15 protein-coding genes are annotated in these 19,102 nt (G+C 73.2%); 8 read left to right on the top strand and 7 right to left on the bottom strand.

The features are described 5' to 3' along the window. Positions 1 to 3: 3 nt before the first annotated feature. Positions 4 to 1,485: an MFS transporter gene (locus OG207_RS02335; protein WP_329095390.1), complete on the bottom strand. Its 1,482-nt coding sequence runs from the start codon at positions 1,483 to 1,485 to the stop codon at positions 4 to 6. A gap of 163 nt (positions 1,486 to 1,648) precedes the next feature. Between OG207_RS02335 and OG207_RS02330 the strand changes: the two genes are divergently transcribed. The 5 genes from OG207_RS02330 (at position 1,649) to OG207_RS02310 (ending at position 9,498) form a co-directional block, all read left to right on the top strand. Next, a complete protein-coding gene (locus OG207_RS02330; RefSeq protein WP_329095388.1) occupies positions 1,649 to 5,257 on the top strand; it encodes a S8 family serine peptidase in 3,609 nt (1,202 codons plus the stop codon). 151 nt (positions 5,258 to 5,408) lie between these two features. Continuing rightward, entirely contained in the window at positions 5,409 to 6,191 is a 783-nt protein-coding gene (locus OG207_RS02325; RefSeq protein ID WP_329095386.1) for a hypothetical protein, read from the top strand. 50 nt (positions 6,192 to 6,241) lie between these two features. After that, the gene (locus OG207_RS02320; protein WP_329095384.1) at positions 6,242 to 6,751 is read left to right on the top strand and encodes a protein-tyrosine phosphatase family protein; all 510 of its coding nucleotides are present in this window, start codon (positions 6,242 to 6,244) and stop codon (positions 6,749 to 6,751) included. A gap of 90 nt (positions 6,752 to 6,841) precedes the next feature. After that, entirely contained in the window at positions 6,842 to 8,395 is a 1,554-nt protein-coding gene (locus tag OG207_RS02315) for a cytochrome P450 (protein WP_329095382.1), read from the top strand. Between the two features lie 158 nt (positions 8,396 to 8,553). Then, positions 8,554 to 9,498, top strand: coding sequence for a hypothetical protein (locus OG207_RS02310; protein ID WP_329095380.1), 945 nt, complete (start codon positions 8,554 to 8,556; stop codon positions 9,496 to 9,498). Here OG207_RS02310 and OG207_RS02305 read toward each other — a convergent pair. Then, positions 9,484 to 10,881, bottom strand: a complete 1,398-nt coding sequence (locus OG207_RS02305) for a GntT/GntP/DsdX family permease (RefSeq protein WP_329095378.1) — start codon at positions 10,879 to 10,881, stop codon at positions 9,484 to 9,486. The two genes, OG207_RS02310 and OG207_RS02305, sit on opposite strands and share 15 nt — an antisense overlap. 12 nt (positions 10,882 to 10,893) lie before the next feature. After that, positions 10,894 to 11,415 (bottom strand): gluconokinase, encoded by a 522-nt coding sequence (locus OG207_RS02300; protein ID WP_329095376.1) that lies wholly within the window; start codon positions 11,413 to 11,415, stop codon positions 10,894 to 10,896. Positions 11,416 to 11,546: 131 nt separating this feature from the next. Between OG207_RS02300 and OG207_RS02295 the strand changes: the two genes are divergently transcribed. Then, positions 11,547 to 12,263: a FadR/GntR family transcriptional regulator gene (locus tag OG207_RS02295; protein ID WP_329095374.1), complete on the top strand. Its 717-nt coding sequence runs from the start codon at positions 11,547 to 11,549 to the stop codon at positions 12,261 to 12,263. A 140-nt stretch (positions 12,264 to 12,403) separates the two neighbouring features. On the opposite strand, the gene OG207_RS02290 is transcribed toward OG207_RS02295, so the two are convergent. Continuing rightward, positions 12,404 to 13,237 (bottom strand): sigma-70 family RNA polymerase sigma factor, encoded by an 834-nt coding sequence (locus OG207_RS02290; protein ID WP_329095372.1) that lies wholly within the window; start codon positions 13,235 to 13,237, stop codon positions 12,404 to 12,406. Positions 13,238 to 13,450: 213 nt separating this feature from the next. Between OG207_RS02290 and OG207_RS02285 the strand changes: the two genes are divergently transcribed. Further along, complete coding sequence (locus OG207_RS02285) at positions 13,451 to 13,798, top strand: hypothetical protein (RefSeq protein WP_329095370.1); 348 nt, start codon at positions 13,451 to 13,453, stop codon at positions 13,796 to 13,798. A 2-nt stretch (positions 13,799 to 13,800) separates the two neighbouring features. On the opposite strand, the gene OG207_RS02280 is transcribed toward OG207_RS02285, so the two are convergent. The 3 genes from OG207_RS02280 to OG207_RS02270 form a co-directional block, all read right to left on the bottom strand. Then, the gene (locus OG207_RS02280; RefSeq protein WP_329095368.1) at positions 13,801 to 14,337 is read right to left on the bottom strand and encodes an HIT family protein; all 537 of its coding nucleotides are present in this window, start codon (positions 14,335 to 14,337) and stop codon (positions 13,801 to 13,803) included. A gap of 208 nt (positions 14,338 to 14,545) precedes the next feature. Continuing rightward, positions 14,546 to 14,929 (bottom strand): VOC family protein, encoded by a 384-nt coding sequence (locus OG207_RS02275; RefSeq protein ID WP_329095366.1) that lies wholly within the window; start codon positions 14,927 to 14,929, stop codon positions 14,546 to 14,548. A 7-nt stretch (positions 14,930 to 14,936) separates the two neighbouring features. Next, a complete protein-coding gene (locus tag OG207_RS02270; RefSeq protein WP_329095365.1) occupies positions 14,937 to 16,826 on the bottom strand; it encodes an ABC transporter ATP-binding protein in 1,890 nt (629 codons plus the stop codon). A 139-nt stretch (positions 16,827 to 16,965) separates the two neighbouring features. On the opposite strand from OG207_RS02270, the gene OG207_RS02265 reads away from it, so the two are divergent. After that, positions 16,966 to 19,095 (top strand): AMP-binding protein, encoded by a 2,130-nt coding sequence (locus tag OG207_RS02265; protein WP_329095364.1) that lies wholly within the window; start codon positions 16,966 to 16,968, stop codon positions 19,093 to 19,095. Positions 19,096 to 19,102 lie beyond the last annotated feature (7 nt).

Below are 19,102 nucleotides of genomic sequence, written 5' to 3'. Positions count from 1 at the left end.
GGATCAGCCGTGCTCCTCACGGGGTTCGAGCGGCGGGGCCGACACCGCGCAGTACGTGTGGCACTGGGGGTGGCACGCCTCGGGCACGGGGGAGCGTACGGTCGCCCAGGCCAGGGCGGCGCCGGCCACGAAGGCTCCGGTGCACCAGAGCATCGCCCGCCCGAAAGCGGCGTCGAACTGGGTCGCCGAGCGGTACGACTCCGGCCCCATTCCGGACAGCAGCGGCAGCGCCGCCACCGCGAGCAGCCCGGCCACGCGCGCCGCCGCGTTGTTGATCCCGCTGGCCAGGCCCGCCCGGCCGGGATCCACCGAGGCGAGCACGGTCGACGTCAGCGGGGCCACCAGGGCCACGAGGCCCATGCCCATGACGACCATCGCGGGCAGCACGTCCCGTACGTACGAGGCCGACGGTCCCACCCGTAGCATCAGCAGCGTTCCCGCCGCACACAGCAGCGGCCCCACCGTGAGCGGGACGCGCGGTCCGATCCGCTCCCCGAGCTCACCCGAGCGCGCCGACAGGAGGAGCATGAGGAGGGTCGTCGGCAGCATCGCGGCCCCGGCGGCCAGCGCCGAGTAGCCGGACACCACCTGGAGCTGGAGCACGACGAGGAAGAAGAACCCGCCGATCGCCGCGTACACGCACAGGGTGACGAGGTTGACGGCGGTGAACAGCCGGGACGCGAAGATGTCTGGCGGCACCATCGGATCGGGCCGTCGCCGCTCCACGTAGACGAAGGCGACGCCCAGCAGGACCCCGAGCACCGCGGCGACGATCACCGCCGGCGCGCCCGACCGGGCCTCGATCAGCGCGTAGGTGACCAGCCCCAGGGCGCTCGCACCGAGTGCCGCCCCGGCCACGTCGAACCGCCCGTGCGCCTGCGGGTCCCGCGATTCCGGTACGTGCCGCAGGGCGACCGGCACGCACACCGCGGCCAGCGGCACGTTCAGCAGGAACACCCACCGCCAGCCCGGCCCGTCCACCAGCCAGCCGCCGAGGAACGGTCCCACGGCCGCGCCCACCCCGCCGAGCCCCGACCACAGTCCGATCGCCCGCCCCCGGTCGTCGGCGCGGATCGACGCCTGGATCAGGGCCAGGGAGCCGGGCGCCAGCAACGCCCCGCCGATGCCCTGCAGGGCGCGGGCCGCGATCAGCACCCCGGCGTTCGGCGCGATGCCGCACAGCAGCGAGCCGAGCGCGAACCACACCACGCCGAGCACGAAGATCCGGCGCCGCCCGAAGCGGTCGCTCAGTGATCCGCCGACCAGGATCAGCCCGGCCAGGGTCAGCAGATAGGCGTTCACCGTCCACTGGAGCACGGCCAGATCGGCGTCGAGGTCCTCCCCGATGCGCGGCAGTGCCACGTTCACCACGGTCCCGTCCAGCATGGCCATGGTCGATCCGAGCACGGTGGTCAGCAGGATCCACCGGCCCCGTGCGGACGCGATCGGGACACCGGCTCCGGACGGCTCGGCGGGCGAAGTCATGTCTTCAGGCTGGCGCGCGCGGCCCGAGCGGGCCACCGGGGCGGTCGGGGGAAGGCCGAAAAGCCACCCTTGTAATGAGCATGACGCCTCGTTCACCATGGCCCGCGCACGTCACGCGCACCCTTCCCGCACATCCCGCACACGGCGTACGAGGAGACAACACGTGGCCCAACGCGACAACCGGACCCCACGAGCCTTGCGGCCCACCGGGCCGGCAAGGCCCGCACGGTCCTTACGCACGGCGCTCGCCGCCCTCACTTCGGTCCTGCTCCTGCCGATCGGCGCGGGCGTCGCCGCGGCCGCGCCGGACCCCGGACCTGCCGCACCGACGGCGGCCGAGCGCAAGATCGAACCCAAGCTCCGCACCCAGCTCGACGAGTCCGCCAAGGCGGCCTTCTGGGTCTACCTCGACAGCGCCGCCGACCTCACCGCCGCGGGGAAGCAGCAGACCCGCGCCGCCAAGGCCGAAACGGTTCTGCGGATCAAGAAGGACCACGCCGCGCGCAGCCAGGCCGACGTCGTCAAGGCCCTGCAGGGCGCCGGAGCCGAGTACACCTCGTACTGGATCGTGAACGCCGTGCGCGTCGTCGGCAGCCAGAAGCTCGCCGGAACCCTCGCCCAGCGCCCCGAGGTCGCCCGGATCGACGCCGACGACAAGGTCGACCTCCCCAAGCCCACCGAAGGCAAGCGGGAGAAGGCCGTCGCCGACGCCATCGAGTGGAACATCGACCGGATCAAGGCCCCGCAGGTCTGGGACCAGGTCGGCGTGCGCGGCGAGGGCATCGTCGTCGCCAACATCGACAGCGGCGTGGACTACACCCACCCGGCCGTGAACAACCAGTACCGCGGCAAGAAGGCGGACGGCACGTACGACCACGCCTACAACTGGTTCGACCCGGCGGGCGTGTGCACCACCGCTGCCCCCTGCGACAACAACGACCACGGCACCCACACCATGGGCACGATGGTCGGCGACGACGGCGGCGCCAACAAGATCGGCGTGGCCCCCGGTGCCAAGTGGATCGCGGCCAAGGGCTGCGAGTCGAACTCCTGCTCCGAGGCCTCCCTCCTCGCCTCGGGCCAGTGGATCGTCGCCCCGACCGACCTCAACGGGCAGAACCCGCGCCCCGACCTCGCCCCGCACATCGTCAACAACTCCTGGGGCGGGAGCGGCGGCGACACCTGGTACCAGCAGATCGTCGACACCTGGCGGGCCGCCGGCATCTTCCCGGCCTTCTCCAACGGGAACGCCGGCCCGGGCTGCAACACCGCCGGCTCGCCCGGCGACTACGCCAGCTCCTACAGCTCCGGCGCCTTCGACATCAACAACGCGATCGCGTCCTTCTCCTCGCGCGGCGCGGGCCCCGGCGGCATCGTCAAGCCGAACATCGCCGCCCCCGGCGTGAACGTCCGCTCCTCCGTCCCCGGCGGCGCGTACGAGGCCTTCTCCGGCACGTCGATGGCCTCACCGCACACCGCGGCCGCCGTCGCCCTGCTGTGGTCCGCCGCGCCCGCCCTGGAAGGCGACATCGCGCAGACCGAGGCGCTCCTGGACGGCACCGCCCTGGACACCGACAGCAGCCAGTGCGGCGGAAACGCCGCCGACAACAACGTCTTTGGTGAGGGCCGGCTCGACGTCCTTGCCGCCGTGACCGCCGCCCCGCGCGGCGCCATCGGCTCGCTCGGCGGCACCGTGCGCTCCGGCGACCAGCCCGTCGCGGGCGTGAAGATCACCGCCGACGGCCCGATCGACCGTACGACCACCACCGCGGCCGACGGCACCTACCGCTTCACCTCCCTCTCGGTCGGCGACTACGCCCTGACCGCCGCCAAGTTCGGCTACGGCCAGCAGACCGGAACGGCCACGGTCACCGAGAACGCCACCGCCACCGGCGACTTCACCCTCGCCCAGGCGCCCTCCGGCAAGCTCACCGGCACCGTTTCCTCGGCCGCCGGACCGGCCGCCGGCGCCTCCGTCACCATCGCGGACACCCCGGTGACCGCGACCGCCGACGCCCAGGGCCGCTTCGAGGTCACCCTGCCGCACGGCACGTACGACGTGAACGCCACCCACGCCTCCCGCTGCGTCACCGGCGGCACGGCGAAGGTCACGGTTGCCGGCGACGCCACCGTCGCGGTCAACCTGCCCGAACGCACCGACGGATACGGCTACGCCTGCGCCGCCGCCGGCAACCGCCCGTACGTCGAGGGCACCCGCCAGCTCGCGCTCACCGGAGACAACACCACCGAGCGCGTCGACCTGCCCTTCCCGCTGCCCCTGTACGGCAAGACGTACGGCCAGGCCTGGATCGGCACCAACGGCACGGTCAGCTTCGGCGGCAACAACACCAGTGACATCAACGGCGACCTGCCGAGCACGGCCACGCCCAACGCGGCCCTGTACCCGTTCTGGGACGACCTGGTCGTCGGCGCCGCGGGCAGCGGATCCGGCGTCTTCACCGCCGTGACCGGCACCGCTCCGCACCGGAGCTACGTGATCGAGTGGCGCCAGGTGTCCCACTGGTCGGCGCAGGCCGACAAGTTCTCCTTCACGGCCGCGATCGGCGAGGACGGCACCGTCTCCTACTCCTACAAGGGGACCGGCGGGACCGGCATCAAGGGGGGCTCCTCGGCCACGGTCGGCGTGGAGAACGCGGCCGGCACCGACGCCTTCAAGTACTCCTACAACACCGCCGCCATCACGGACGGCCTGTCCGTCGCCTTCCGGACCACCAAGAGCGGCGTGGTGGCGGGCCGGGTGCTCGACGCCAACGACGGCAACGGCGTCGCGGGCGCCACGGTGACCGTCGGCACCGGTGACACGGCGGTGTCGGCGACCACGGCCGCGGACGGCGGGTACGTCGTCCAGAGCCCGTCGGGCGCGCGGGCCGTCTCGCTGGCCGCGCCGCAGTACGAGTCCGCCACGGCGACGGTGGACGTCAAGGCGGCCGACGTCACGGCGGTGACGCAGTCCCTGCGCACCGGAAGGGTGACGGCGTCCAAGCCGTCCCTGGAGGTCGTCCTCCCGGCAAACCAGCAGCGGACCCGGACCCTGGAGCTGACCAACCCGGGCCTCGGCACGGAGTTCACGGTGTCCGAGGACGCGACCTGGCTGAGCGCCACCCCGGCGACCGGCACCCTCGCGACCGGCGGGAAGGTCCCGGTCACCCTTTCGGTGGACACCACCGGACTGACCCCGGGCGCGGTCCTCACCGCCGACCTGAAGATCACCTCGGCGAGCGGCCGGACCCCGGTCCTTTCCGTCCCGGTCAAGGTCGTCGTCCCGCGCTACCAGGTCGGCCTGGACGCGGGATCCGGCTACACCACCACGGACGGCCTGGGTGACGCCTGGTCCCCGGACCGCAAGTACACGCCCGGTTCTTACGGCTACCAGGGCAACAGCACCGTGGAGTCCACCGGCCGCACCATCGCCGGCACGGACGAGCAGCGGCTGTTCCGCAACGCCCGCGAGGGCATGTACGAGTACCGCTTCGACAACGTGCCGAACGGTACCTACACGGTGGAGCTCGGCTTCGCGGAGCTCTCCTCCACCAAGCCCAACAAGCGCGTCTTCGACGTCCTGGCCGAGGGCACGCAGGTCCTGCCCTCCCTGGACATCTCCCTGGAGGCGGGCACCTACAAGGCCCTGACCCGTACGTACACGGTCACGGTCACGGACGGGGTGCTCAACGTCCGCTTCGTCACGCACAGCGGATTCGGCAAGCCCCTGCTGAACACCCTGCGGGTGACCGACCGCCCGGACAAGAGCTAGCCCGGCCGGTAGGACACGGGGGCGGGGTGCCGGCGGGCGCCCCGCCCCTTCCTGCTCGCCGCTGCTCTGCGCGGGCATTCGGGTGGCCGGAGCGCGGACTCCGCGGCGGCCTGCCGGGAGGCGGCCACCCGGCTCGTTAACGTGGGCGGGCATGACCCCCCTGTGCGACCAGGCCACCGCCGTCCGGGCCCTCGTGGAGTCCGCCGACCCCGGGGCGGTGTGGGCCGTCGGCGGACCCGTGGGCCTCCAGGCCGGTTCGGACGGCGGGCACCCCGCCGACGCCGCCTTCGACGTGGACGGCCTCAGCGGCGTCCTCGCGCTCTGGCCGGTCATCGGCAGCCTCGTCGACGAGGGCGAGCTGCGGCTGCACACACCGCTCACCGCCTACGGGGGTGCGGCCGCCGAGGGCGTACCGGCCGGGACCACCGCCCACCTCCTCCTCACGCACCCGGGCGGGACCGCCGCCCTCACCCACCTCACCCGTCTCGCCGAGCAGCTCTCCGGCAGCCCGCTCGCCGACCTCGCGGCCACCCGGGTCTGGCACCCGCTGGGCATGACCGGCACCCGCTTCACCGACGGCACCCTCCGCGCGCCCCTCGCCGACCTCGTCCGCTTCCTGCGCCACCTCCTGGACCCGGTGGACCGGATGGATGGGGCGGCCCCGGCACACCCGGCGGCCCCGGCGGGCATCAGCCGCGCCTGGACCACCGAGTCGCTCCGGATCCGCACCGGCGAACTCACCCCAGCCCGCGGCCTGCTGTGGGACCCCGCCCCGCACGGGGTCTGGACCCACCACGCCCCGCAGGACGGCGGTCCGGCCCTGTGGGTCTCCCCCCGACACCACCGCTGGGCGGTCCTCCTTCCGACCACTGGGCGAGGTATGCCGCGCACCGCCTTCCGTGAAGCGGCCTTCGCGTCAACTACCGCTGAATGACGGCCTGTTGTGTGAGATCCTGGAGGCCGTCCCCAGGAGGTCACGGCCGTATGAAGAAGACCCGACGGCGCGACCGGGGCGTACCCGGGCCGTCTTCCCCGTGGGACGAGGTCGCACCGGGCCTGTGGATGGGCGGCCACTACTGGACCGACCCGGTCGGTGAGCTGCGGCCCGTCGTCGTGGGGGACGAGTTCGACCTCGTCATCAGCCTCTTCACCCGGACCGGCCACGGCCCGGGACCACGCGCCGAGCACGTCGTGGGGGAGATGCCGGACGCCGAGCTCACCGCCGACCAGCTCCACACCGTCCAGCGCCTCGCCCGCACCGCGGGACTGGCCCTCGATTCGGGCCTCACCACACTGGTCCGCTGCCACTCGGGCTACAACAGGTCGGGCCTCGTTGTCGCCCAGTGCCTCGTCGACCGGGGACTGACACCCGCCGAGGCCATCGCCCGTGTGCGCCGCGGCCGTTCGCCGTGGGCCCTGAACAACGAGGCCTTCACCTCCTACCTCACGGCCGGACTGGACATCGCGGCGCTGCTGGTCGGGTTGGACCCCTGAGGCGGCCCTCGGGGCGCGGAGCGCGCAGGTGGGACGTACGGTGATGCCGTTGTCGCCGAGTGTTGTCGCTCCCGCCGCGGAGGTACACGGATGCGTACGGTCCAAGGGGCCGCCCTCGACGGGCTCCGAGCCCGGGTACGGGCCCTCGCCGCCCGGCGCCGCCCCGAGCGGGCCGGTCGCTCCCCCCGCGGCGCGACACCGCTCGTGGACCGCGGGCCCGCCGTGCCGGGACTGGGCGCGGAAGCCCCCGGCCGGCGGACGTCCGCGAAGCGATCGTTGCGGTACGCGGCTCCCGCCCCGGCCCCGGAAACAGCCGCCCGGGGGGCCCTCGCCGGCCTCGGCGTCCTGCTGCGCGCCCTGGCCCGGCCCCGCCCCGGCGAGGTGCGCACCTCCGCAGCCGCGCTGCGGGCCCTGCGCGCTCGGTGCGGGGACGCGCCCGCCCTGGTCCGCACCCGCTCCGGGCGGACCGTCCTCGTCCTGCTCGACCCGCAGGACCTGCGCCGCTTCTACGCCGAACCCGTCAGCGTCCTCGCGGCGGCCCCGCCGGACAAGTGCCGGGGTCTGAACCCCGGGGAACCCGCCGACTCGGGCTGCTCCCGCGGCGAGCCCGGTGCGGAGCGACGCGAGGTCATCGCCGAGGTGCTGGCCACGGGCCGGCCCGTGCACCCCTCCTGCGGGTCCTTCCTCAGGGCCCTCGCCGAGGAGGCCCGGCACCTCACCGGTTCCGCACCCGCGACGGATCCCTTCACCGCCGCCCCCATCAGCACCGGTACCAGCGCCGGCACCGGCCCCGTCACCCTCGACCTGGCCCGCGCCCGGTACGCCGTTCACCGCGCCGCCCGGCGGATCGTGCTCGGCGACGCGGCAGCCGCGGACGAGCAGCTGAGCGGATGGCTCACCCAGCTGCGCGCCGAGGGCAGGGGCTCGCGCGGCGGCCGGGTGCGCGCCGCCCGCTCCGTGCACGACAAGGCCCGCGCCCGCATCGAGGAGTACGCCGCCCGGGCCGACGACGACACCCTCGTCGGTCGGGCCGCCCGCTACGTCGACCCGACCGGAACCCTGGACCCCGTGGGCGAGGCCCAGCACTGGCTGCTGGCGATGGACGTCGTCCCGGACACGCTGCTGCGCACCCTGCTCCTGCTCGGGGTGCACCCCGCGGAGCAGGACCTGGCCGTGGCCGAGGCGGCCGCCGAAGTCGCCGCCGGTGCGGAGCGGGGTGAACTGCCCCGGCTGCGGGCCTGCGTCCGGGAGTCCCTGAGGCTGTACCCGGTCGTGCCCGACCTGATCCGCGTCACCCGCGCCGAGACCGAATGGCGGGGCGTGCGCTACCCGGTCGGCACCTCGGTGCTGGTGCCCGCCGCGTTCCACCAGCGCGACCCCGAACGGGTACCGGCCGCGCACGTGTTCGTGCCCGGCCGGTGGAAGAACCCGGGTGCGGATCAGGACCTCCGGATGGCGCCCTTCAGCCACGGCGGCGGCCGCTGCCCGGGTGACCAGCTCGGCCTGATGGCCACCGCCGCGCTCTGCGCCGAGGTGTTGCGCGGCCATCGGGTCACGGGTACCCGGCCGGTGCTGGACCCGGTGGGGCCGCTGCCCGCGACGCTCGACCCGCAGGGCATCCGGCTCACGCTCACCCGCCGCTGAGGGCGCCGCGGCGCTCGACCGGGTTCCCGTTCGCACGCGACGGGTCTCGTCCGGCCTTGTCCGACCTCGTCCGACCTTGATGTGGATTTTGCTCGACCCGTCGGTGCCCGTCCGACCCCGTCCGTCCGTGAGCCCCTGCCGAACCCCACGAGGATCACATGCCCGACGCCGCGACCTCCGCGTCCACCGCCCCGGACATCGACCTGCTCGACGCCCCGTGCCGCACCCTCGCCGAGGCCGCCGATGCGGTCGGCGAGGCCGCCCGCTACGCCTCCGGCCTGGCCTTCGGCGTCCGGCTGCCCGCGGTCGCCCTCGCCCGGGGCGGTCGTACCCGGCTCGGCTGGCGCACCCTGCTGCGTACGCTCACCGACCCGTCGGGCCTCGGCTGGGCCCCGCGCGGCCGGGGCGTGGCCCGGGCCGGGCGGCTCGCCGGAATCCTGGCGGGCCGGGAGAGCCTCGCGATCAGCATCGCCGTCTGCGGGTTGAAGGCCCGGATCCGGGCCGCGAGCGCGGGCCACCCCGAACTGTTCGACGATCCCGGCGCGGCCGCGGTCCTGGGTGCCGTCCGAGCGGGCCGCCAGGGCGAGGCAGTCCGGCTGTTCCGCGTCATCCTGCGCGAGCGCGGCGCCGAACACGCCTTCGCGCTGCTCGCCCCGTCCTTCGCCGACATCCTCGCCTGGCACGCACTGACCGACGCGAACCCCTTCAACGACCACGCCGGCTGGCAGGTCGCCACCGGCCGGGCCGAGACCGCCGAACCGGCCCTCGGGCTCGGCGCCGCCTTCTGGGCCTTCTGCGACCGGGGAACGGGTCTGCCCGAAGGGCCGGCCATGACGGGGGCCGTGTCCCCCCGCGGCCCGGCCCGCCGCCGGGTTACGAACCGGCCGCCCCGTCCGGCGCCGCTGCCGCCGGACGGCGGCCTGGGCGGTCACGCCGCCGCGCTGCGCACGCACGCGGTCCGACTGCGGGTCGCGGCGATGGCGCCGGGCTGGCACGGCCGGGAGACCGAGGCCCTGCGGGCCGAGGTCACCAGGCTCGCGGCGCGCTGCGCCACGGCGGCGGGCGGGCTCGCGCTGGCCGGCGCCCAGCTACAGGACCAGTGACAGCAGCAGTACGAGGCCCAGGCCGACCACCGAGATGATGGTCTCCATCACCGACCAGGTCTTCAGGGTCTGACCGACGGTCATCCCGAAGTACTCCTTGACCAGCCAGAAGCCGGCGTCGTTGACATGGCTGAAGAACAGCGAGCCGGCCCCGATGGCCAGGACCAGCAGTGCGGTACCGGTCGTGGACATGTCCGCCGCGAGCGGGGCCACCAGCCCGGCCGCCGAAATGGTGGCCACCGTCGCCGAGCCGGTGGCCAGGCGGATGGCCACGGCGATCAGCCAGGCCAGCAACAGGGTCGGTACGGCCCAGTCCTTGGACACGTCCAGGATCATCTGACCCACGCCCACGTCGATCAGCGTCTGCTTGAAGCCGCCGCCGGCGCCCACGATCAGCAGGATGCCCGCGATCGGGGCCAGGGACTTCTCCACCGTGGCCGAGATCCGCGCCCGGGTGAAGCCGGCCGCCCGGCCGAGCGTGAACATGCCCACCAGGACGGCCGCGAGCAGCGCGATCATCGGGGAGCCCGCGACATCGGTCACGCGTTGCACCGGGCTGGCGGGGTCGTCGACCACGATGTCGACGAGGGCCTTGACGAGCATCAGCGCCACCGGGAGCAGCACGGTGAACACCGTGGCGCCGAACCGGGGGCGGTGCTCCAACTCGGCCGAGGGGCGCGCCGCGACCATGTGCTCCGGCGCCGGGATGTCCACCCACCGGGCCGCGTAACGGGAGAACAGCGGCCCGGCGATGATCACGGTCGGGATGGCCACGAGCACCCCGAGCCCGAGGGTGACCCCGAGGTTCGCGTGGAGCGCGTCGATGGCGACGAGGGGGCCGGGGTGCGGCGGGACCAGTCCGTGCATCACCGACAGGCCGGCCAGCGCCGGGATGCCGATCCGCATCAGCGAGTAGTTCCCCCGCTTGGCGACCAGCAGCACCACCGGGATCAGCAGGACGATGCCGACCTCGAAGAAGAGCGGCAACCCGATCACCGAAGCGATCAGCACCATCGCCCACGGCATGGCCCGGCCCTTGGCCCGGGCGAGGATCGTGTCCACGATCTCGTCCGCGCCGCCCGAGTCGGCGAGCAGCTTGCCGAGGATCGCGCCGAGCGCGATCAGTACGCCGACGCCCGCGACCGTGGCGCCGAGCCCGGCGGTGAAGCTGGCGATCGTCTTGGCGGGCGGTGCGCCGGCGAAGACTCCGAGGGCCAGCGAACCGACCGTCAGGGCCAGGAAGGCGTGCAGTTTGAAGCGCGTGATGAGCAGGACGATGACGGCTATGCCCGCCAGGACGGCTATCCCCAGCTGGGTGTTCCCGGCCGAGGTGATCGGTCCGGTGGCGGCCGCTGCCAGAGTCTCGACGTGGAGACCGGTCACGGTGGGGATTCCTCAGTTCTCTTGTGCGGGCAGGCTGCGCAGAGCGGCCAGAGCCCGCTCGGTGATGTCTTCAGGGGACCCGGACACCTCGACGACGACGCCGAGTTCGTCGTCCTGGAGCGGCTCCAGCGCGGCGAACTGCGAGTCCAGCAGCGTGGTGGGCATGAAATGGCCCTTGCGCTCCGCCATGCGCTTCTCGATCAGCGGGCGCTCACCGGAGAGGTGGACGAAGACGGCCCCGGGGGCCGCGGCGCGCAGCCGGTCACGGTAGGCGCGCTTGAGGCTGGAGGCCGCGATCACGCCGCCGCGCAGGCCGGCGCGGTTGCGGATCCACTCGCCGATGGCGTCGAGCCACGGCCACCGGTCCGCGTCGTCCAGCGGGATCCCGGCCGACATCTTGGCGACGTTGGCCGCCGGGTGGAAGGCGTCGCCCTCCGCGTACGGAATGCCGAGGGCCTCGGCGAGCAGTTGCCCCACGGTCGTCTTGCCCGTGCCGGCGACGCCCATCACCACAATGACGCGCTGGGTGCTCACGCCTACCTCGCTGTCCTCGTTGACATCGGTTCGTGTGGCACCACTGAAGCGCATTAAGTACTACGTATTCAAGCCTCTGGTTGAAAACATCACATCTTTTGTTGGTGGAAGCGTCACCGTACGCTTACGCCATGACCACCGAAGGCAGTCCCGGCCAGGGGCACGGGCTCCACACCCACGTGCTGGACACCCTCGGCCTCGCGATCACGGCGGGGGAGCACCTTCCGGGCAGCGTCCTGCGCACCGACGAGATCGCCGAACGCTTCGACGCCTCCCGCACCGTCGTGCGGGAGGTGGTCCGCGTCCTGGAGTCGATGCACCTGGTCGAGTCCCGCCGCCGGGTCGGCGTCACCGTGCGCCCCACCGACGAATGGAACGTCTACGACCCGCGCGTGATCCGCTGGCGCCTGGCCGGCACCGACCGGCCCCGGCAGCTGCGGTCCCTCACCGTGCTGCGCTCCGCGATCGAGCCGGTCGCGGCCGGGTTGGCCGCGGCACTGGCCACACCGCAGCAGTGCGCCGAACTCACCGAGGCGGCCCTCGGCATGGTCCGCACCTCGCGCGGTCACCAGCTCGAGGGCTACCTGCGGCACGACATCGCCTTCCACCGCGTCGTGCTGAACGCCTCCGGCAACGAGATGTTCGCCCGCCTCGGGGACGTCGTCGCCGAGGTCCTGACCGGCCGCACCGAGCACGCGGTGATGTTCCACGATCCCGACCCCGCCGCCGTCACCCTGCACGTCCAGGTCGCCGAGGCGGTCCGCGAGGGCGACGCGGCGCGCGCGGAGGCGCTGACCCGCCGGATTGCGATGGGCGCCCTCGAGGAACTGGACGTGCTCGCGCCCTGAACGAGGGGCCCCGGCCGCTACCGAGCAGCACGCCGAGCCGAGGACGACGGCGCCCGTACGTGAGCGCCGTGCCGCGGCCCAGAAGGGCGGCTGCGGCACGGAATCGCTTCGGTCGCTTCCGGGCGCCGGACCGCCCGCCCTCAAACGTCGAGCGCGGCGAGTTCGAGCGCGCCGAGACGCTCCGGTTCCGCCACGACGTCGATCTCGGTGATCAGGCCGTCCTCGATCGTGAAACCGAGCACCAGGAACAGGCGTCCCAGCGGGGCCATCGCGAGGCCGACCACTCCGTCGATCAGGACCGGGGCCGTGGACCGTGCCCGCTGCATGGCGGCCATCGCGCCCGTGGCGACGGTGACGGCGCCGCGGACGAGGATCGGGGCGGGGGTGGGGCCGACGGCCCGGTCGGCCCGGAGCACCACGTCGGGGTGGAGCAGGGTGACGAGCGCGTCGAAGTTTCCGCAGCGGGTGGCGGCGAGGAAGGCCTCCACGACGCGGCGCTGGCGGGTCGCCGTCGGAGACTTCTCGATCATCGGGGCGATCTCGTCGAAGGGCACGGCGAACAGGTCGTGCAGCACGAACGCGAGCCGTTCGGCCGGTGCCAACTGGTCGAGCACGACCAGCAGCGCCAGTCCGACCGAGTCGGCCAGCAGGGCTTCCTGCTCGGGGTCGACGGGGTCGACGGTGCCGAGGGTGTCGGCGCGGCTGACGGCAGGGTCGGAGGGACGCGCCTCCATGGAGTCCTCGCGCCGGGACTCGCGCGAGCGCAGCAGGTTCAGGCAGACCCGCGACACGACCGTCGTCAGCCAGCCGCCGAGGTTCTCGACATCGCTGACATCGGAGCGGTTGAGGCGCAGCCAGGCCTCCTGGACGGCGTCATCGGCCTCGGCGAGCGAGCCGAGCATGCGGTAGGACACCGCTCTCAGATGAGAGCGGTGCTCTTCGAACCGTTCCGTCAGCCACGAATTCTCGTCCACCGGTTCCCCGTATCGATCGCGCACACCAGATCATCAACATAGATCACGCGGAAGAGGCCCTGGTGGGAGGGGAGTTGATACCGGGCCGGCCAGGGCCGGTCGGGTCCGGTCGGGTCCGGTCGGACCGGCCGACTACTGGATAATGGTTCCTGAACAGCACCAGCGAGCGGAACGCCGGGTACACCCTGTGGTCCGGCAGGAGAAGGAGTCCCGATGGACGTGCAGCACTTCGAGCGGATCACCGCATTCATCGAGGCGCGGCTCACCCCGCTGTTCGACGAGGGAACGGGCAGCGAACACGGTTTCGCCATGGACGACACCTCCCGCGCCCTGCGCGCCCTGCGCAACTCCGTCCTGGAGGCCTCCGCCATCAAGGGCCTGATCGAGAAGCGGGAATCCGCCGAGCCGGCCATGCGCCGCGTCATCGACCAGTCCGTGGAGCACAACTGGGACGTGCTGCGCGGCATCGCCCGCCAGTGGGAGGACCACGCCGACTTCCGCCACGAGTTCAAGCACCACGCGTGGGAGCTCGACCACCACCCTGCCGGCGCCGAGGCCTGAGCTCACCGCGGCGGTTCGAGGACTCCGCGCGCGGTGACGGCCGCGCGCAGGAGCCCGGCCGTGGCGGCCTGCTCCGCGGGCGACGGCGACAGCACGCCGTTCTCGGTCATCAGGGAGTGGAACTGCTGGCGCTCGTACGGAACCCCGGGCGGCAGCGCCGCGACGTGCCAGTGCAGGTGGGAGTTGCCCTGTCGGCTCCCCAACGAGTACAGGTAGGTCCGCTCGCTGTCGAAGACGTCCTCGACGGCGAGCGCGACCTCCCGTACGACGAGCATCAGCCGGGTGTAGGACGTGGGGTCCAGATCGCGCACGGCGTGCTCGATGTGCGCCTTGGGAGCCACGAGGACCTTTCCGGGGAGCGTGGGCCAGCGGTCGAGGAAGGCCACGTGGTGCTCGTCCTCGAAGACGCTCTCGTGCGCGTAGTCGGGATGCCCGGCGAGGAAGGCGCAGACGAAGCACGGTCCGCCGCGCGTCCGTTCGACATAGGCTTCGAGGTCCATCGGTTCACGGTCCATCGGCATCCGCATCGGTGTCGGCACGGGTGCATCCTCCCACCGACTCCCCCGTCCGTCACGGGGCGGACTCGTCGTCCCCGGGGGCGGCGGTCACCACCGGGCTGCCGTCCGGGAGGCGCCGTGCGAGGGCGCCGGTGCGGAAGTAGCCGTCGGGGGTGAAGGAGCGACCACCCCGTTCCGGGCGGTGCGAGCCGCGGCTCGATCACCACCCGTCCAGGACCCTCGAGGACCCTCAGGGGGTGCCCTGCGTCTTGCGGGGCGTGGTCTGCTGGACCGCCCAGCCGTTGCCGTCGGGGTCGGAGAAGTAGACGAAGGAGCCCCACGGCAGGTCCTGGATCTCCGTCACCTCCACGCCCCGGCCGCGCAGGTCCTCGTACGCCTCCTCGATGTCGGTGACGACGACCTGCATGTTGTCCAACGACCCCGGGGTCATCCGGGTCAACCCCTTGCCGATCGCGATGGAGCACGCCGAGCCCGGCGGGGTCAGCTGGACGAAGCGGATGTCCCCGCTGACGGTGACGTCGTGGTCGGCGTTGAAGCCGAGCTTCTCGTAGAAGTCCTTGGCCCGGTCCACGTCGGTGACGGGGACGGCGACGAGTTCCAATTTGATGTCCATCACAGGATCATGCGCCCGGCGCCGGTGCCCCGCTGCCCGACACGGCGAACTGGGTGCGGTACAGCTCCTCGTACCGCCCGCCCGCCGCCAGCAGTGCGGTGTGCGTGCCCCGTTCCACGATCCGGCCGTCCTCGACCACCAGGATCAGGTCCGCCGCCTGTACGGTCGACAGTCGGTGCGCGATCACCACCGCCGTCCGGCCCGCCAAGGCCTCGCCCAGGGCCTCCTGCACCGCTGCCTCCGAGGTGGAGTCCAGGTGCGCGGTGGCCTCGTCGAGGATCACCACCCGCTGCCGGGCCAGCAGCAGCCGCGCGATGGTCAGTCGCTGCCGTTCCCCGCCCGAGAGCCGGTAGCCGCGCTCCCCGACCACCGTGTCCAGTCCGTCCGGCAGCGAGGCGACGAGGCCGTCCAGCCGCGCGCGCCGCAGGGCCTCCCAGACCTCCTCCTCGGAGGCCTCCGGGCGGGCCAGCAGCAGGTTGGCGCGCACCGATTCGTGGAAGAGGTGCCCGTCCTGGGTGACCATGCCGAGCGTCTCGCGGATCGAGTCGGCCGTGAGGTGACGTACGTCGATCCCGCCGAGCCGGACCGCGCCCGCGTCGGCGTCGTACAGCCGCGGCAGCAGCTGAGCGATGGTCGACTTGCCGGCGCCGGACGAGCCGACCAGGGCGATCATCTGGCCCGGTTCGGCGCGGAAGGACACCTCGTGCAGCACCTGCGTACCGCCCCGGGCATCCAGGGTGGCGACCTCCTCCAGGGAGGCCAGCGAGACCTTGTCGGCGGCCGGATAGCCGAAGGAGACCCGGTCGAACTCCACCGCCACCGGCCCCCGGGGCACCCGGCGGGCGTCCGGATCCTGTGCGATGAGCGGCTTCAGGTCGAGGATCTCGAAGACCCGCTCGAAGCTCACCATCGCGCTCATCACCTCGACGCGGGCGCCGGCGAGTGCGGTGAGCGGGGCGTAGAGCCGGGTCAGGAGGAGGGCGAGGGCGACGACGGAACCGGCGTCCAGGGAGCCGCGCAGGGCGTAGAACCCGCCGAGCCCGTAGACGAGCGCCAGGGCCAGCGCCGAGACCAGGGTGAGGGCCGTGATGAAGGCCGACTGGGCCATGGCCGTGCGGATCCCGATGTCGCGCACCCGCGCCGCCCGGGCCGCGAACTCCGCGGACTCGTCGGCGGGCCGCCCGAAGAGCTTGACCAGCGTCGCGCCGGGGGCGGAGAACCGTTCGGTCATCTGGGTGCCCATCGCGGCGTTCAGCGCGGACGCCTCGCGCTGCATCGCCGCCATCCGCGCCCCCATCCGGCGGGCCGGCAGCACGAACACCGGCAGCAGCACCAGTGCCAGCAGGGTGATCTGCCAGGAGATGCCGAGCATCACGGTGAGGGTCAGTACCAGGGTGACGGTGTTGGCGACGACCCCCGACAGGGTGTTGCTGAAGGCGCGCTGGGCACCGATCACATCGTTGTTGAGGCGGCTGACCAGGGCCCCCGTCCGGGTCCGGGTGAAGAAGGCGACCGGCATCCGCTGCACGTGGTCGAAGACCGCCGTCCGCAGATCCAGGATCAGCCCCTCGCCGAGGGTTGCGGAGAGTCTGCGGGTCAGCAGTCCGAGTCCGGCCTCCGCGACCGCGATCAGCGCGATGAGCAGGGCGAGGCGGGTGACAGCGGAGCTGTCGCGGCCGTCCACGATGGCCGTGACGACCCGGCTGGCGAGCACCGGGGTGGCCACCGCGAGCAGGGCGGTCACCACGCTCAGCAGCAGGAAGAGGGTGAGCCCGCGGCGGTGCGGGCGGGCGAAGGCGGCGACGCGGCGCAGGCCGGCCCGGGAGAGCGGGCGACGGTCCTGCTGGGCGTTGATCGCGCTGTGCAGCGACGTCCAGGCGGTGACTTCCATGTCCATGGCCCGAACGCTAGGACCTCAACCAAACTTCAGGTCAAGGGTCCGTCCGGGATCGCCCGCACGGGGCGCCAACTCCCGTGCGCACGAACGATTGTGACGACCCCCGTCCGATGTCGGTGGCCGGTGGCATCATCGGTCCATGACGCAGGGATCCGAGTCCGTACGCTTCGGCAAACGAACCACCGACACCGTCCTGCACCGCTTCGAGCAGTGGGCCCGGGACACTCCCGGAGCCCGCGCGCTCATCGCCGGCCCGGACGGCCTCACCTACGGGGAACTGGACGCGCGGGCCGACCGGCTGGCGCACCGTCTGCTCGACTCCGGCCTGCCGCCCGGCGCACTCGTCGCCGTGGGCACCGCCCGGCAGAGCGAACTGGTCGTCGCCCTCCTCGCCGTCCTCAAGGCCGGCGGGTCCTACGCCGTCATCGACGTGGAGAGCCCGCGCTCCGGCCGCCGGCAACTCGCCGCGGCCGAGCCCCTCGTCCTGCTCACCGATGCCGCCCAGCAGGCCGCACTCGACAACGGTGGCGGCCCCCGGGTGATCCGGCTCGACGCGGAGCCCGCGGCGATCGGCGGGCCGCGCACCGAACAGTCCGCGGACGGGCCTGCGGACGGGCCTGCGGACGGGGCCGCGAACGGACCTGCGGACCGGCCCGGGCATTCGCCCGAGGACCGGCTTCCCGGTGCGGTCGCCCCGCCGCCCGGTCGCACCGCCGCGGTCCTGTCCAGCGGGGCGGTCGAGCCGCGCGCGGTCCCCGTGGGCCACGGGCTGCTCCTCGCCGCCCACGAGGCCTGGGCCGAGGTGGCCCGGCCGACCCCGCAGGACCGGCACCTGTTCACGGTCGGTACGGGCGTCACCGCCTTCGCCGCGGGTTGGACCCGGGCCCTGTGTTCGGGCGGCGCCCTCGTGCTCTCCCCGCGTTCCGCCTGGCAGCCCGGGGACATCCGCACGGCCGTCGAGACCGACCGCGTCACCGTGCTGCACACCGACCCGGCCGGCGCCGCCCGACTGCTGGTCCACGAGGCCGAACGGGGAACGCTCGCCCCGGCCGCCCACCGCGGTGCCGACCCGGCCTGCAGGTCCCTGCGACTGCTCGCCGTCTCGGGCGACCGGCTCTACCTCGACGAGCAGGCGACCCTGCAGGTCCGGCTGCGCCCCGGCGCGCGGGTGCTCAACGTCTACGGCCCCGCGGAGTGCGCCGGCATCGGCACCTGGTTCGAACTTCCCCAGCTGCCACGTCCGTTGGACGACCCGGAGGAGATATCCCTGCTCGGCACCGCGTTCCCGGGCTTCCGGGCCGAGGTGCACGACGGGGAGATCCGCCTCGTCCCGCCGGACGGCGCCGACGCGGTACCCACCGGCGACATGGGCCTGCTCCGCGAGGACGGGTTGTTGGAGTACCGCGGCCGGCTCCGGGACCGGATCACCCTGCCTGGCGGCCGCATGATCGACCCGTACCCCGTCGAGTCCGCCATCCGCAGCCACGAGGGCATTGGCGCGGCCATCCTGAAGGGGGTCGACGGCCCCCGCGGCCCGCGCCGGCTCGTCGCGTACGTGGCCCCGCCGCCCGGCGGGCCGACCGTACCCGCCAGGGCCCCGTTCCCGGACATCGAGGAACTGCGCGACCACCTGGCGGGCAAGGTGCTCCGGGAGGAGTGCCCGCGCACCGTGATCCGGCTGCGCGCCCTGCCCCGCACCACGGCGGGTCAGGAGGACCGGGACGCCCTGCCGCTGCCCATCCTGCCCGCGGCGGCCCAGAAGCCCGGGGGCAAGTCCGGCAAGTACGGGGCCGCAGCGCCCCAGGGCGAGGCCTCGGCCGGCTGCGCGGCCGGCTGCGGAGGAGCAGCGCTGGGGCTCGTCGCGCTGATCTTGACGAACCTCCTCTGGCCCGGATCGACCGACCTCACCGGGGTGCCGCAGCCCTGGGCGTTCCTGTTCTTCGTGCTGTACCTGTTCGAGTGCGTCGCCTTCGGGGTCGGGGTGGTGTTCCTGTTCGGCGGCCGTGCCCGGATGCTGCGTCAACGCCGTGGTCCCTCCCTCACCGCGGCCGCCCATCTCGCCGTGTCCTACCTGCTGTTGTCCTGGTGGCCGCAGGACAACTTCTACCGACTGGCCGCCAAACAGGACTGGCCGCGCCAGGCCGCGCTGGTCTACGCCTTCAACATCCCGCTGATGATCGCGGGCGTCATCGTCGCCGCCTACGTCGTCAGCAAACCGGCCGACCCCTTCGACTTCCACGACCCCGCGGACGACCGGCCCGATCGCTGACCGGAAC

Source organism: Streptomyces sp. NBC_01439, assembly GCF_036227605.1.
Lineage (GTDB): Bacteria > Actinomycetota > Actinomycetes > Streptomycetales > Streptomycetaceae > Streptomyces.
This window is presented reverse-complemented; position numbering and strand designations above follow the sequence as displayed.

Excerpts from the sequence above, each read along its gene's own strand:
- OG207_RS02335 (WP_329095390.1), bottom strand. The coding sequence starts at position 1,485 with ATGACTTCGCCCGCCGAGCCGTCCGGAGCCGGTGTCCCGATCGCGTCC.
- OG207_RS02325 (WP_329095386.1), top strand. The coding sequence starts at position 5,409 with ATGACCCCCCTGTGCGACCAGGCCACCGCCGTCCGGGCCCTCGTGGAG.
- OG207_RS02320 (WP_329095384.1), top strand. The coding sequence starts at position 6,242 with ATGAAGAAGACCCGACGGCGCGACCGGGGCGTACCCGGGCCGTCTTCC.
- OG207_RS02315 (WP_329095382.1), top strand. The coding sequence starts at position 6,842 with ATGCGTACGGTCCAAGGGGCCGCCCTCGACGGGCTCCGAGCCCGGGTA.
- OG207_RS02310 (WP_329095380.1), top strand. The coding sequence starts at position 8,554 with ATGCCCGACGCCGCGACCTCCGCGTCCACCGCCCCGGACATCGACCTG.
- OG207_RS02295 (WP_329095374.1), top strand. The coding sequence starts at position 11,547 with ATGACCACCGAAGGCAGTCCCGGCCAGGGGCACGGGCTCCACACCCAC.
- OG207_RS02285 (WP_329095370.1), top strand. The coding sequence starts at position 13,451 with ATGGACGTGCAGCACTTCGAGCGGATCACCGCATTCATCGAGGCGCGG.
- OG207_RS02275 (WP_329095366.1), bottom strand. The coding sequence starts at position 14,929 with ATGGACATCAAATTGGAACTCGTCGCCGTCCCCGTCACCGACGTGGAC.
- OG207_RS02270 (WP_329095365.1), bottom strand. The coding sequence starts at position 16,826 with ATGGACATGGAAGTCACCGCCTGGACGTCGCTGCACAGCGCGATCAAC.
- OG207_RS02265 (WP_329095364.1), top strand. The coding sequence starts at position 16,966 with ATGACGCAGGGATCCGAGTCCGTACGCTTCGGCAAACGAACCACCGAC.